We start from the raw sequence: 12,265 nt of genomic DNA on the forward strand, positions 1-12,265 counted from the left end.
AACAGTGATCGACCACGCATGGCTCACCGGATTCTGCGGCCGCCCGTACGGGCCGGCTGAAGAGCCGACACTTACCCTCAAAGCCGTGGACGGGGAAGTGAACTGGATCGGATTCAACCGCACCGGACTGATGCGCATCCTGCACGCCCTCGACTTCGCGATGCAGAGCCCATCACCGGAAGCGACCATCCCCGAACTGTTCAATAAGTGGATTGATGTCCACCAAGAAGCGAACAACGTCGACATGACCCCCGAGCAGTTCGAACTGAACATCCGCGAAGCGATCGGAGAACGCCAGTGGCTGACCTAAACACCTACCCGGAGCCGAGCGCCACCTTCTCTGGCGACGCATTCCTGCCCGATCCGCCCCCGAACCGGCCTCAGCCGAACTACGGCCCGTCGGCCCCGGCGGCGAACAAAGCGAAGAAGGACGACCCCTACGGCGAGAACTACGAGTTCTGGAAGCAAGGCCTGTCGCCCGTGAAGGTCTCCTACACCACCCAGCTGGTCCTGGCCGTGATCGTGGTCACCATTGTGGTGACCCTCGTGCTCATCTTCGCCTAGCCATTTTCCGCCTAGCTGTCCCAGCGGGCGGAGTCGAGGTGGTGGCTGACTAAAAGTGCGGTGGGCAGAACGTCGAGAAGCTCTGCGCACGGGATCGTGCCCTCGTAGGTTCTCCCGGTGAGGCGGTCTGTCCACTGACCTTCGGGGAGAGTGACGGTGGTGTCGCCCCATCCGCCACTGTCTTCGAGAATAAGGGGCCGGCGCACAGCCAAGCCGATCACGGAGAGGCTGGCCGAATCTGCTCCGCGCGCGATCCCCACAACATGGTTATCGGCCTCGCCGACAGCGAAGACTGCCTGATAGTCACCACCCAGGAAGATGTCCGGGTACTGGCGGCGCAGCATCGCGCCTTCGTGGACAACTGCCTGCTTCGCGCGGTCCGCCACGTCTTCTAGGTGCGGGTAGAGGCCAGTGCCGTCAGCATTATCGCGGGCGAAGCAGAGATCTGCGTAGTGGTCCTCGCTCTCCTTGAACTGGGAGAGCGTTTGTTCGCGGTTGACGTAATCAACAAAGCGGCGGTTATCCGGATCCACCAGGGATAGGTCGATGAACTCCTGGCCCTGGTAGGTGTCCGGGATACCCGGCCCCACGAGTTGAAGCAGCTTCCTGCCGAGGGAGACCTGGACAGCACCCCGGTGGATCTCCTTGACAAAGTCGGTGATCATGCCACTTGCCGGCCCCTCCACGACAGCGTCGACCCAGTCGGTGATGGCCTTTTCGAAGTCGTGGGCGTTGTCGAACCAGGAGGTGTGCACACCCGCCTCGCGCACCGCCTTGACGGCATAATCGCGCAGGCGCTGCTGAACATCTTCGGTGATCCCGTCAGCCGGCCACACCCCGATAATGTTCTGGATCAGGAAGTGCGCGGTGGCCTGATCTGGTGCGGGAACGAGCGCCGTGACTTGCGCGATGAGTTCAGCGAATGTCTTCGGGCGTTCTGTCAGCTCAATGATCCGTGCGCGGGTGTCCTCGCTGCGCTTCGTGTCATGGGTGGTCAGCGCCGTCATGGCGTGCGGCCACAAGTTATTGCGCTCTTGCTGGAGCAGGTGGAATTCAGCCGCCGAGACACCGAACCGTCCAGGTGCCCCGCCGACTTCCTGCAAGGCGACAAGGCGGCAGGCGCGGTAGAACAGCGTGTCCTCCACACCCTTGGCCATGACGGCTCCACAGACCTGCGCGAAACGCGTCTTCGCCTCACCGTTGGCCAGCAACGCCGCGGAGATCAGGTCAAGGGCAGCGCGCCGGGACGGGAAACGGCGCACCATGTCGGCCACGACAGTAGAAGTCTGACGTGACAGCGAGATGTAGTCAGCGCGGTACACCGGCATGGCAGCAATGAGGTCGATCACCGTCTTGGTCAAGTCTTCTTCGGAGACATTGGAGCCGGCGGTGGAGAAGTTGTCGCGGCGGATGGCGCGTGTCAGACGGCGGATCTCTGCGGCGAGCTCGGACTCGGCGACGTCGCGCTTGAGCTGGTGCTCTGCGGCCTCGGTGGCGGGCTCATCCCAGGTAGACCCGGACTGGCGCAAAGACAGCATGCTCATGGAGTCTTCGGCTTCGCGGTTGATGAAGATCCCGTCGAGTTCGCGCAACGCGTCGTAGCCGGTCGTGCCATCGACCGCCAGGCGTGGATCGAGCGGCTCGGTGACTCCGAGGATTTTCTCTGCGACCAGCCAGCGGTCATCCCCAATGAGGTCACGAAGTCGGTTGAGATACGTGAACGGATCCGCCAGACCGTCCGGGTGGTCGACGCGAATGCCGTCGATGAGATCTTCAGCAATGAGCTGACGCAGCACCCGGTGTGTGTGCTCGAAAACGAGCGGATCTTCCTGGCGGATACCGGCCAGCCCGTTGACGGAGAAGAAACGGCGGTAGGAAATGACACCGTCGCGCCAGTACATCAGCCGGTAGCTCTGGCGTTCGTAGACTTCACGCGGATCGTCGTCAAGCGAGTCGAAGGACCCAGGCCTCAGCGGGAAGTAGTTCTCGTAATACTTCAGGACCGGCTCATCGATCTCGTCGAGAAGCGTCAGCTCGAACTCGTCTTCGTCGCCAGGCTGCCCCAGCACCGGGAGCCCCAGTTTGCCGCCAGCGCCATTGTCTTCGTGCCAGTCGATGTCGAAGTAGGACTCGTACTCCGAGTCTTGGCCGTTCTTGAGTACATCCCACCACCACTTGTTCTTCTGCGGTGTCTCCACACCCAGGTGGTTGGGCACGATGTCCAGGATCAGACCCAGTCCCGCTTCGTGTGCCGTATGAGCCAGCGCTCGTAATCCCTCCAAACCTCCGAGCTCTGGGTTGACCACCGTTGGGTCGGTGACGTCATAGTTGTGGTTCGACTCCGGGTACGAGGTGAACACGGGGGAGAGGTACAGGTGGGAGATGCCCAGCGATTTCAGGTAGGGGACCTGGGCTTCCGCGTCCGCGAAACCGAAGCCGCGGCCCGACGGATCAGCCTGCGTCCCCCGCAACTGCAGACGGTAAGTGGACGTGATCGGGCGGTGCATGCTTCGCTCCTTAAATGGTGGGTACCCCTCACACCCTAGTCACGACAGGGAAACCAAGGGAGTACGTCATGACGGTCGCCTGCGGTACAGCCTTCGCAGCAGCTTCGATTGTGGTGTCCAGCACGAACAGGTCGCGCTGGTCGCGGGTGACGTACACGAGTCCGGTTTTCGGAACGAGCACTTCGAGAAAGTGCTGGTGCAGCATTTGAAACGTTTTCGGGTGCGACAGCCACGCCACTGCAGGCACATCGAAGGGGGCGATTTCGAATCCGCGTGGCGCAGTAGTGCCGAGTGCGCATGAAGCGTTGCGTACCTGGAACTCGACGCGGTGAGAATTCTGGCGCTCCAACAAGGTGTAGGCGGCAGAATCCCACGCCTGTTTCACGCTGAGGCCCCTGTCCCACAGGTCAATCTGGGACAGTAAGTGCCCGGTTTCGGAGATGAGCACTGCCACGACGTTGGGGGAGAGGTTGAGATACGCGGGCGAGTCCCCGCGCTCGCCCCAGGGTCGCTTTTCGACGACTTCCGCCCGCACCGGCAACGCGACGAACCCGGTGACAGGAAGCAGATCGGTAGAGCATGTGGTGGTCATGCCCTAGTTAGACTGCGCCACCGCCCCGTCTGGTTCCCGGTGCCGGACGGAAAAGGCTAGAAGGGAGGTTCCTCGTCGAGACCGAGCACGTTGAGTAGCTTCTCTGCTGGCCAAATGTCAATGTCTTGGCCTTTATCCATCAATTCCCGGGCCCTTTTTTCCTTTGACGTCATGGTGGCCCACTCGCCGGTGACCAGGATGGTTGTCTTCTTGGTCACGTTCTTTCCTACTTGGCCGCCCTGGTTGGCGATGCCATCCCAGAGCTGTCCTTTATCGAAAGGATCGAACTCTCCGGTGAGGGTGACGTTTTGCCCGTACAGGGGCGAGTTCGGGTCCGCATCGACTGCCGGATCCGGGATGGTGTCCGGGGTAGCCACAGATTGCCACGGCGCGGGACCCCTGTTGTTGCCCTGCTGCTCTTTTTTCGGGGTGTCTTTCTCAGCCTTGCTGGCCTTCTGGATGCTCGAGGCTGCACCGGAGAAGTCGCGCAACACAGGAATAACGCGGTCAGCGCTGACAGTGCCCATGGCGAAGCCGCTTGCGTGGACGAAGTCTTCCAGAGAGCCAGTGTGCTTGGCGTGCCGGGCGAGAGCATTCATCACCGATGCCGGGTCGGCGTCCACTCCGAAGAAGTCGGCGAGGGTGTCCAGCTTGTGGTTGGGCACGTCAAGTTCAGCTGCGCGAGCCTGCGTGAGCACACACGCGAAGGTGAGATCGGAAACAAGGCCTGCATAGTGCAGGGCAGATGCGTCGAAGTATCCGTTGTAGCCGACGAGGGGGCTATCGCCAATGAAGTCAGCTAACGCCTCCTTCGTCGGTGGTTCGAGGCTGAATCGCTCGGTGACCTCGCCGTCGGTGACGCGGGCGAGGTCCACTCGGTCCACAGAGCCCCAGTCCTGGCTGGCGGTGTGCACAGCCACGGCAACAAAGGAGAAACCGGTGATGGTGTCGACGTTGACGGACTCCCCGGTCAGCAACGCACACAGCTGCTGCGGGCCTTCCGTATCTCCGGGGGCAAAGCGCACCGTGACGGTTTCACCGCCGGATTCGATCGCGACCGTGCTTTCATCCCACGAGTCCCCGGAGCGAACCTCGGTGTTCGTGATGTCGTCGAGGTTGATCACCGTCGGTTCCGACGAGCCACGAAGCGCGGGCTCTAACTCCTCCGGGTGAATTTCCGCAGCAGCGCCGGTGACGACGACGCGCGTGCCGAGAGCTGAGATCATGACTCGGGGTTCACCCGGGTCGAACCGCCACCAACAACAGCGCCCTCTTCCGCTGCGTCCTGCTCTGCCTCATCGTCGCCGTCCTCGAAGACCGGCGGCTCGATCTGCCGCAGGACGAGGGTGGAGCGTGCCGGAACGTTCGCGGTACCCTGCGCCTCAATCTCCTCCTTCTCCGCCGGGTACCCGAGCGGCTCAGTGGTGTCGATGAGGACTTCCCACTTCGCGCCCATGTTCTTCGGCGGCAGGGTGAATTCGATGTCCTCGTGGTAGGCGTTGAACATCAACACGAAGGAATCGTCCACGACTTGCTGGCCACGGGAATCAGGCTCAGCAATCATGTTGCCGTTGAAGTAGACCTGCAGGGCCTTGCCAAAGGCGAAGCCCCAGTCATCATTGGTCATCATCTGACCGTCGGGAGCCAGCCACGCAATGTCGCGGTCCTGAGCGTCCATGCCCAGCGGACCGCCGGCCAGGAAGCGGCGACGGCGGAAGACAGGGTGCTCTTTACGGATGCTGATCAAACGGCGGGTGAAGTCGTGCAGTTCCTCCGACTCGTCCAGCCTGTTCCAGTCCATCCAGGCCAGCTCGTTGTCTTGGCAGTAGACGTTGTTGTTGCCGTTTTGCGTGCGGGCGAACTCGTCGCCGTGGGCGATCATCGGGGTCCCCTGGGAAAGCAACAACGTGGTCAGGAAGTTGCGGCGCTGGCGCGAACGCAGCTCCTGGATCTCCGGATCGTCGGTGGGGCCTTCTTCACCGTGGTTCCAGGAACGGTTGTGAGATTCACCGTCGCGGTTTTCCTCACCGTTGTCCCAGTTGTGCTTCTCGTTGTAACTGACCAGATCGTTGAGTGTGAAGCCGTCGTGGGCGGTGATGAAGTTGATCGACGCCGTCGGGCGGCGGCCGTTGTGGTTGTACAAGTCCGACGAACCGGTGAGTCGCGAAGCGAACTCGCCCAGGGTGGAGGGCTCACCGCGCCAAAAATCGCGGACGGTGTCGCGGTACTTACCGTTCCATTCGCTCCACAGCGGCGGGAAGTTGCCCACCTGGTAACCGTTCTCACCGACATCCCACGGTTCAGCGATGAGCTTGACCTGAGAGACGACTGGGTCCTGCTGGACCAAGTCGAAGAAGGTAGCCAAGCGGTCTACGTCGGAGAACTCACGCGCCAGAGTGGAAGCGAGGTCGAAACGGAAGCCGTCGACGTGCATCTCGGAGACCCAGTAGCGCAGAGAGTCCATGATGAGCTGCAGTGAGTGCGGGTCGCGGACGTTGAGGGAGTTACCGGTGCCGGTGTAGTCCATGTAGTGGAAGGCGTCACCGTCGACAAGCCTGTAGTACGCCTCGTTGTCGATGCCGCGGAACGCAATGGTGGGGCCTAGGTGGTTGCCCTCGGCGGTGTGGTTGTACACGACGTCGAGGATGATCTCCATGCCGGCCTCGTGGTAGGCGCGGACCATGCCCTTGAACTCGGCGACGGCATCGCCCGGCTTCTCGCTGGCGGCGTAATCCTGGTGCGGCGCGAAGAAGCCGAAGGTGTTGTAGCCCCAGTAGTTGCGCAGGCCCAAGTCCCGCAGGCGGTCATCCTGAAGGAACTGGTGGACGGGCATGAGCTCGACAGAGGTGACCCCCAAGTCTTGGAGGTACGCGATCACGCTCGGGTGCGCCATGCCGGCATAGGTGCCTCGCAAGTTCTCCGGGACATCGGGGTGCAGCTGCGTCATGCCCTTGACGTGGGTCTCATAAATGACAGTGTCATTATCCGGGATGCGCGGAGAACGGTCGTCGCCCCAGTCGAAGAACGGGTTGATCACCACGGACTTCATGGTGTGACCGAGCGAGTCTTCCTCGTTGCGGCCGGTGCCGGGTTCCTCGGCGTGAATGTCGTAGGAGAACAGGGAAGAATCTCCATCGAACTCGCCGTCGAATGCGCGGGCATACGGGTCGACGAGCAGTTTGGACGGGTCGCAGCGCTTGCCGTTTTCAGGGTCCCACGGGCCGTGGACCCGGTAGCCGTATCGCTGTCCCGGCAGGACGCCAGGAAGGTAGGCGTGCCAGACGTGGTTGTCTACCTCTTCGAGGGGAATACGCGTCTCGTTCTCCTCGCGGTCGAGCAGGCACAGCTCAACCTTCTCGGCGACGTTGGAGAAAAGGGCGAAGTTAGTGCCCGCACCGTCGTAGGTGGAGCCCAATGGGTAGGAGGATCCAGGCCAAACTTGGGTCTGCGCGTTCTCGCTAGGGGTTGTCATGAGACTCGATAGTAATAGCTCTAGCTCACTGTGCGTCGAGGCCCGCGAGCAGAAGGTCAATTGCCTGCTCAACGTGTTCTACGCTGCCGCGGGGAGCCGTGGCAGCCGAGGTTTGGCGGGCAGCTTCGTTGAACTGAACGCCGGCCTGGTGCATGTTCGCCGCTCCGAGAGTGAGATAGAGCAACCCGGTCGCGGTCGCGTCGATAAGCGCCGCGCGCTCGCTGTCTGCCGAGGGCCCGTCGCTGAGCGTCGCTTTGACTGCATCCAGGAGGTGCGCGTGAATGTCCGCGCCGGGTAGTGCTGCGGCTGTGGCGACCACGTCCGCGCCGTCGCGGTGGGAGAGAACAGCTCCGCGCAGGGCGGCGCAAGCTTCACGCGGCCCGGCATAAGTGCGCTCGAGGACTGGGGCGATAATGATTTCTGCCATCGCGCAAATGAGTTCCTGCTTGTTGTCCACATGCCAGTACAAGGCTCCAGGCGCGACGTCAAGCGACGCGGCGACCCGACGCATGGACACGTCAGCAAGGCCGTACTCGTCTAGGATGCCCACCGCCGCTTGTGCGATAGTGGACTGGGACAGCTGCATAACACGCAAGGGTACACCCGATATTCACAGCTACTTCACTGGTACTTCCCTGCGCAACAATTGAGTAACTGAAGCTTGACGCTGCTAGAGTGTCGGGAGCAGTTCTCGAAAACCTAGAGGAGAGTTCCGATTCATGTCTAACTCGAAGAAGGCCGTCGCCCTCGCCACCGCCGTCTTGGTTGCCCCCCTCGCACTAGCTGCGTGCGGCTCCGGCGAGGATCAGAGCGACGTCGTGTCCGAGGTGGCTACCGAAACCAACCAGGTCACCGCTGGCGCGGAGGTCGATCCGCTGGCTGATGAAAAGAAAGAGGACGACAAGGATAAGCCGGAGGGTGAGGGCGAGAACGCTGACGATCCTCAGGCACAGGGCGCTCCGAACCCGGGTGCTGGCGTGGTCAACCCCTTCGAGGACGGTACGCTGCCGACGCCTGACATTCAGCCGATCGAGAACGGGCAGCCCGCAAGCGAGGCTGACGTGCGGGCCATGACCGACACCATGAACCGCATTTACAACCCGGGCGATTTCGTTTCCTGGACCCGCGTGATCATGGACAACTCCTGCAAGAAGGTGGTCGACCAGACCAACCAGCAGCTGGCTAGCCAGGGCACCAGCCTGGAGAAGACCGAGCGCGAAATGCAGCTCGCAGTCGATGCTGCTAAGGCGCAGGGTCGTCCGATTCCGCCGGTCCCGGCGACGCAGACATCGCTTTCCGACGTGCGTGTGAACGGCGACACTGCTTCCGCCAACGTGACGGTGAACACCAACGGCCAGACCGAGTCCGGCGTGCAGCGCTTCGCTCGTGAGAACGGCCAGTGGAAGGTGTGCAACTAAAGCTTCGCTGGGGAGCGGGGGTCGTCGCACTCGGGGTCATCCTCGGGTGCGTCATCGGTGTCATATGGGGGTTCCTGCGCCCCGGCTATGTTGCCGAGGTTGTTGACGGCGGAGTTCAGATCAACCATGTGTTGAGTCCTGACAGCGTCGAATTCGCATCCTTCGGTTGGTTTGTCATCCTTTCTACTCTCCTCGGGCTGGCTGTCGGCCTTGTGGCGTACGGGACGGGGGAGCGGGAAAGCAACCTTTCCCGCATGGTTTTCGCCGCATGCGTGGCGTTGTTTTCTAGCTGGGCGCTGCACGTTCTCGGCCAATGGTCAGCTAATCTTGCCAACCCTCCGCACGCGGCAGCGGAGTCTGACACATTCACTTTGGTGCCCGCGTTCCAACCCGGCATCGCGTGGTGTGCTGCGCCGTTCATGGCGAGTCTGGCTTATTGGCTGGGGCTGGTCAGCACAGCCGCATTCGAAGGCGGACGGGGGAGTGTCCAAGTGGGTGAATAGGATGTACTTCAACAAGGTTTGAAGGAGATTCTCCCATGCTGAAAGTGACTGATCTGCGGGGCCAAACCCCGTCGAGCGCGCAGCTGCGCCGCATCCTGCCGCGTGGCGGGATGGATGTGGCGTCCGTCCTGCCCACTGTCACACCGATCATTGATGCGGTGAAGACCGGCGGTGCGCCAGCGGCTCTGGACTACGGTGAGCAATTTGACCGTGTGCGCCCTGCGTCCGTGCGTGTCCCGGCGGATGTCATGGCCGCTGCCGCAGACAATCTCGATGACTCTCTTCGCGCCGCTGTGCAGGAAGCGATTCGGAGGATCCGTACGGTCCACGCTGCGCAGAAGCCGCAGGAGCAGTCGACTGACGTCGCTCCCGGTGCGACTGTCACAGAAGTCTTCCTGCCGGTCCCGCGCGTGGGCCTGTACGTCCCGGGTGGTAAAGCTGTCTACCCGTCGTCGGTGCTCATGAACGTTATCCCGGCCCAGGAGGCGGGTGCAGAATCCCTCGTGGTGTGCAGCCCGCCGCAGGCAGAGTTCGGCGGGTGGCCGCACCCGACGATCCTGGCCGCCTGCTCAATGCTCGGTGTCGATGAGGTGTGGGCCGTCGGCGGTGCGCAGGCAGTCGCATTGCTCGCCTACGGCGACGATGAGGCGCAGCTTGAGCCGGTGGACATGATCACCGGTCCGGGAAACATTTTCGTCGCAGCCGCCAAGCGGGTAGTCAACGGTGTCGTGGGCATCGACGCGGAAGCCGGCCCGTCCGAGATCGCGGTGCTGGCAGACGACACCGCAGATCCGCTCTACGTCGCCGCCGACCTGATCTCCCAGGCCGAACACGATGAGAATGCTGCATCAGTGCTGATTACGTATTCGCCAGAGGTGGCGGAAGCCGTCGATATGCTTATCGACGAGCGTGCCACCGCAACCCTCAACGCCGACCGCGCGGGCACTGCTTTAGGCGGGCCGCAGTCGGGCATTGTGCTCGTTGATGATCTGGAGGCAGGCATTGCCGTCGCTGATGCCTATGCCGCTGAGCACCTAGAAATCCACACCCGCAACGCCGCGGACGTGGCCCGGCGCATCAAGCACGCCGGTGCGATTTTCATCGGCCCATTCTCCCCGGTGCCGCTGGGTGACTACATCGCTGGCTCCAACCACGTGCTGCCCACGTCTGGCACGGCGCGCTTCACTCCGGGCCTGACCACGCACACCTTCCTGCGGCCGGTCAATCTCATCGAGTACACCGAGGATGCGCTCGCCGAGGTTGCACCGCACATCATCACCCTGTCCACCGACGAACAACTGCCCGCCCACGGCGAGGCAATCAAGGCGCGAACGGAGGCGCAATAATGGCCGAGCTTTCTGATCTTCCGCTGCGCGAAGAACTGCGTGGCAAGTCCGCCTACGGCGCGCCCCAACTTGAGGTTCCGTACGCGCTGAACACGAACGAGAACCCGTACCCGCCGTCGCAGGCGCTGATCAGCGATCTGCTGGAAGAGATCTCTCGCGTCGCCGGTAGCCTCAACCGCTACCCGGAGCGCGACGCCGTGGAGCTGCGAGCGGACCTCGCGGCGTACGTGAGTAAGCAGACCGGCGTGGCAGTGACCGTGGACAATGTGTGGGCCGCCAACGGCTCCAACGAAGTCCTCCAACAGCTGTTACAGGCATTCGGTGGGCCCGGACGGACTGCCATGGGCTTTGCGCCGTCCTACTCCATGCACCCGATCCTGAGTGCAGGAACGCAGACGGAGTTTATCGGCATTGACCGCGGCGCTGACTTCCGCATCGATATCGATCACGCCATCAGCGAAATCAACGCACAGCAGCCGGACGTTGTGTTCGTCACCACCCCGAACAACCCGACCGGTGATGTCACCTCGATCGATGACATCGAGCGAATCCTCGACGCTGCGCCCGGCATCGTGATTGTCGACGAAGCATACGCGGAATTCTCCCCCTCGCCATCCGCCGTGACGCTGGTGGAGAAATACCCGACCAAGCTGGTGGTCTCCCGCACGATGTCGAAGGCGTTCGACTTCGCCGGCGGTCGTCTCGGCTACTTCGTCGCTGATCCTGCCTTCATTGAGGCCGTCATGCTTGTCCGCCTGCCGTACCACCTGTCGGTCATTTCCCAGGCGGCTGCCCGTGTAGCGTTGCGGCATGCGGACGAGACGCTCGGAAACGTCGAAAAGCTCGCGAGCGAACGCAAGCACGTCCAAGATGCGCTCGCAGAGATGGGATACGAGGTCGTGCCGAGCGAGTCGAACTTCCTCTTCTTCGGGCACTTCGCCGACACCCACGCATCGTGGCAGCAGTTTCTGGACCGCGGTGTCTTGATCCGTGATATCGGCGTGCCGGGGTATCTTCGTGTGACAATTGGTTTGGACGAGGAGAATGACGCATTCTTGACCGCGGCGAAGGAGATTAAGAGCAATGACTGACCGCGTGGGTACAGCGACCCGCACCACCAGCGAGTCCGACATCTCGGTGGAAATCAACCTCGACGGCACGGGCAACGTCGACGTTGACACTGGACTGCCGTTCTTCGACCACATGCTCACGGCTTTCGGCACCCACGGGTCCTTCGATCTGACCATCAAGGCGCGCGGAGACATCGAGATTGACGCGCACCACACCATCGAGGACACCGCGATCACGCTGGGCTGGGCGCTGATCGACGCTGTGGGGGACAAGAAGGGCATCCGCCGCTTCGGCTCCATGGCACTGCCGATGGATGAGACCCTGGTCAGCGCCGTGGTGGACATCTCCAACCGGCCGTACTTTGTCATGAACGGTGAACCGGAGTCCATGGAATGGCAGATCATCGGCGGGCACTACGCCACTGTGATCAACCGCCACTTCTTTGAGACGCTCGCCTACAACGCGCGCATCACCCTGCACGTCAACGTCGAATACGGCCGCGATCCGCACCACATCACCGAGGCCGAGTACAAGGCTGTAGCGCGTGCTTTGCGTGCCGCCTACGAGATCGACCCCCGGGTCAGCGGCGTGCCGTCAACGAAGGGCGCGCTGTAATGGAGGTTGGTTCCAGCATCGCCGTGTGGATGCTGTTCATCCTGGCCGGCCTGTTGGTTGGCGGGACGTGGTCGTTCTACCAGCAGGGCAATAAGCCAGTGACGATCGTGCTGGGCATTCTGGCACTACTGTCACTTTCCGGTGCGCTCATCGTGCTGTTCGGGGCGATGCCGTGAC

The 12,265-nt window shown here is 62.2% G+C and carries 13 protein-coding genes; 8 read left to right on the forward strand and 5 right to left on the reverse strand.

Annotated features, from left to right (window positions below):
* Positions 1-4 precede the first annotated feature (4 nt).
* Both KBX17_RS02275 and KBX17_RS02280 read left to right on the forward strand, forming a co-directional pair.
* Positions 5-310 carry a hypothetical protein gene (locus tag KBX17_RS02275; RefSeq protein WP_256018361.1) on the forward strand — a complete coding sequence of 102 codons (306 nt, stop codon included), beginning with the start codon at positions 5-7 and terminating at the stop codon, positions 308-310.
* Positions 298-564 (forward strand): hypothetical protein, encoded by a 267-nt coding sequence (locus KBX17_RS02280; protein WP_255994819.1) that lies wholly within the window; start codon positions 298-300, stop codon positions 562-564. The genes KBX17_RS02275 and KBX17_RS02280 overlap by 13 nt, the downstream gene beginning before the upstream one ends.
* Positions 565-575: 11 nt before the next feature.
* Here KBX17_RS02280 and treY read toward each other — a convergent pair whose 3' ends face one another.
* The 5 genes from treY to KBX17_RS02305 are packed head-to-tail and all read right to left on the reverse strand — an operon-like array spanning position 576 to position 7,721.
* Positions 576-3,071 (reverse strand): malto-oligosyltrehalose synthase, encoded by a 2,496-nt coding sequence (gene treY / locus KBX17_RS02285; RefSeq protein WP_256018363.1) that lies wholly within the window; start codon positions 3,069-3,071, stop codon positions 576-578.
* Between the two features lie 28 nt (positions 3,072-3,099).
* Positions 3,100-3,663, reverse strand: a complete 564-nt coding sequence (locus tag KBX17_RS02290; protein ID WP_255994821.1) for a hypothetical protein — start codon at positions 3,661-3,663, stop codon at positions 3,100-3,102.
* A gap of 56 nt (positions 3,664-3,719) precedes the next feature.
* A complete protein-coding gene (locus KBX17_RS02295) occupies positions 3,720-4,889 on the reverse strand; it encodes a BRCT domain-containing protein (RefSeq protein WP_256018364.1) in 1,170 nt (389 codons plus the stop codon).
* Positions 4,886-7,135, reverse strand: a complete 2,250-nt coding sequence (glgX, locus tag KBX17_RS02300) for a glycogen debranching protein GlgX (RefSeq protein ID WP_005289628.1) — start codon at positions 7,133-7,135, stop codon at positions 4,886-4,888. Before glgX ends, KBX17_RS02295 begins: the two co-directional genes overlap by 4 nt.
* Positions 7,136-7,160: 25 nt before the next feature.
* Positions 7,161-7,721: a TetR family transcriptional regulator gene (locus KBX17_RS02305; RefSeq protein WP_255994823.1), complete on the reverse strand. Its 561-nt coding sequence runs from the start codon at positions 7,719-7,721 to the stop codon at positions 7,161-7,163.
* 133 nt (positions 7,722-7,854) lie between these two features.
* Between KBX17_RS02305 and KBX17_RS02310 the strand changes: the two genes are divergently transcribed.
* From KBX17_RS02310 to KBX17_RS02335, 6 genes are read left to right on the forward strand one after another with little or no spacing between them, the layout of a single operon-like run.
* A complete protein-coding gene (locus KBX17_RS02310) occupies positions 7,855-8,553 on the forward strand; it encodes a hypothetical protein (protein ID WP_255994824.1) in 699 nt (232 codons plus the stop codon).
* Positions 8,544-9,056 (forward strand): hypothetical protein, encoded by a 513-nt coding sequence (locus KBX17_RS02315; protein WP_255997930.1) that lies wholly within the window; start codon positions 8,544-8,546, stop codon positions 9,054-9,056. Before KBX17_RS02310 ends, KBX17_RS02315 begins: the two co-directional genes overlap by 10 nt.
* Before the next feature lie 35 nt (positions 9,057-9,091).
* Positions 9,092-10,402 (forward strand): histidinol dehydrogenase, encoded by a 1,311-nt coding sequence (hisD, locus tag KBX17_RS02320; RefSeq protein WP_255997931.1) that lies wholly within the window; start codon positions 9,092-9,094, stop codon positions 10,400-10,402.
* Positions 10,402-11,493, forward strand: a complete 1,092-nt coding sequence (locus tag KBX17_RS02325) for a histidinol-phosphate transaminase (RefSeq protein ID WP_255997934.1) — start codon at positions 10,402-10,404, stop codon at positions 11,491-11,493. Before hisD ends, KBX17_RS02325 begins: the two co-directional genes overlap by 1 nt.
* Positions 11,486-12,088 carry an imidazoleglycerol-phosphate dehydratase HisB gene (hisB, locus tag KBX17_RS02330; RefSeq protein ID WP_005289634.1) on the forward strand — a complete coding sequence of 201 codons (603 nt, stop codon included), beginning with the start codon at positions 11,486-11,488 and terminating at the stop codon, positions 12,086-12,088. The genes KBX17_RS02325 and hisB overlap by 8 nt, the downstream gene beginning before the upstream one ends.
* Positions 12,088-12,264, forward strand: coding sequence for a hypothetical protein (locus KBX17_RS02335; protein WP_255994829.1), 177 nt, complete (start codon positions 12,088-12,090; stop codon positions 12,262-12,264). The genes hisB and KBX17_RS02335 overlap by 1 nt, the downstream gene beginning before the upstream one ends.
* Position 12,265 lies beyond the last annotated feature (1 nt).

The sequence above is a fragment of the Corynebacterium sp. CCUG 65737 genome, from assembly GCF_024454115.1.
In the GTDB taxonomy this organism is placed as follows: domain Bacteria; phylum Actinomycetota; class Actinomycetes; order Mycobacteriales; family Mycobacteriaceae; genus Corynebacterium; species Corynebacterium genitalium.

Bases quoted from the DNA above. Each gene is read 5' to 3' on its own strand.
- hisB (WP_005289634.1), top strand. From the start codon at position 11,486: ATGACTGACCGCGTGGGTACAGCGACCCGCACCACCAGCGAGTCCGAC.
- KBX17_RS02295 (WP_256018364.1), bottom strand. From the start codon at position 4,889: ATGATCTCAGCTCTCGGCACGCGCGTCGTCGTCACCGGCGCTGCTGCG.
- KBX17_RS02290 (WP_255994821.1), bottom strand. From the start codon at position 3,663: ATGACCACCACATGCTCTACCGATCTGCTTCCTGTCACCGGGTTCGTC.
- treY (WP_256018363.1), bottom strand. From the start codon at position 3,071: ATGCACCGCCCGATCACGTCCACTTACCGTCTGCAGTTGCGGGGGACG.
- hisD (WP_255997931.1), top strand. From the start codon at position 9,092: ATGCTGAAAGTGACTGATCTGCGGGGCCAAACCCCGTCGAGCGCGCAG.
- KBX17_RS02310 (WP_255994824.1), top strand. From the start codon at position 7,855: ATGTCTAACTCGAAGAAGGCCGTCGCCCTCGCCACCGCCGTCTTGGTT.
- KBX17_RS02325 (WP_255997934.1), top strand. From the start codon at position 10,402: ATGGCCGAGCTTTCTGATCTTCCGCTGCGCGAAGAACTGCGTGGCAAG.
- KBX17_RS02335 (WP_255994829.1), top strand. From the start codon at position 12,088: ATGGAGGTTGGTTCCAGCATCGCCGTGTGGATGCTGTTCATCCTGGCC.
- glgX (WP_005289628.1), bottom strand. From the start codon at position 7,135: ATGACAACCCCTAGCGAGAACGCGCAGACCCAAGTTTGGCCTGGATCC.
- KBX17_RS02305 (WP_255994823.1), bottom strand. From the start codon at position 7,721: ATGCAGCTGTCCCAGTCCACTATCGCACAAGCGGCGGTGGGCATCCTA.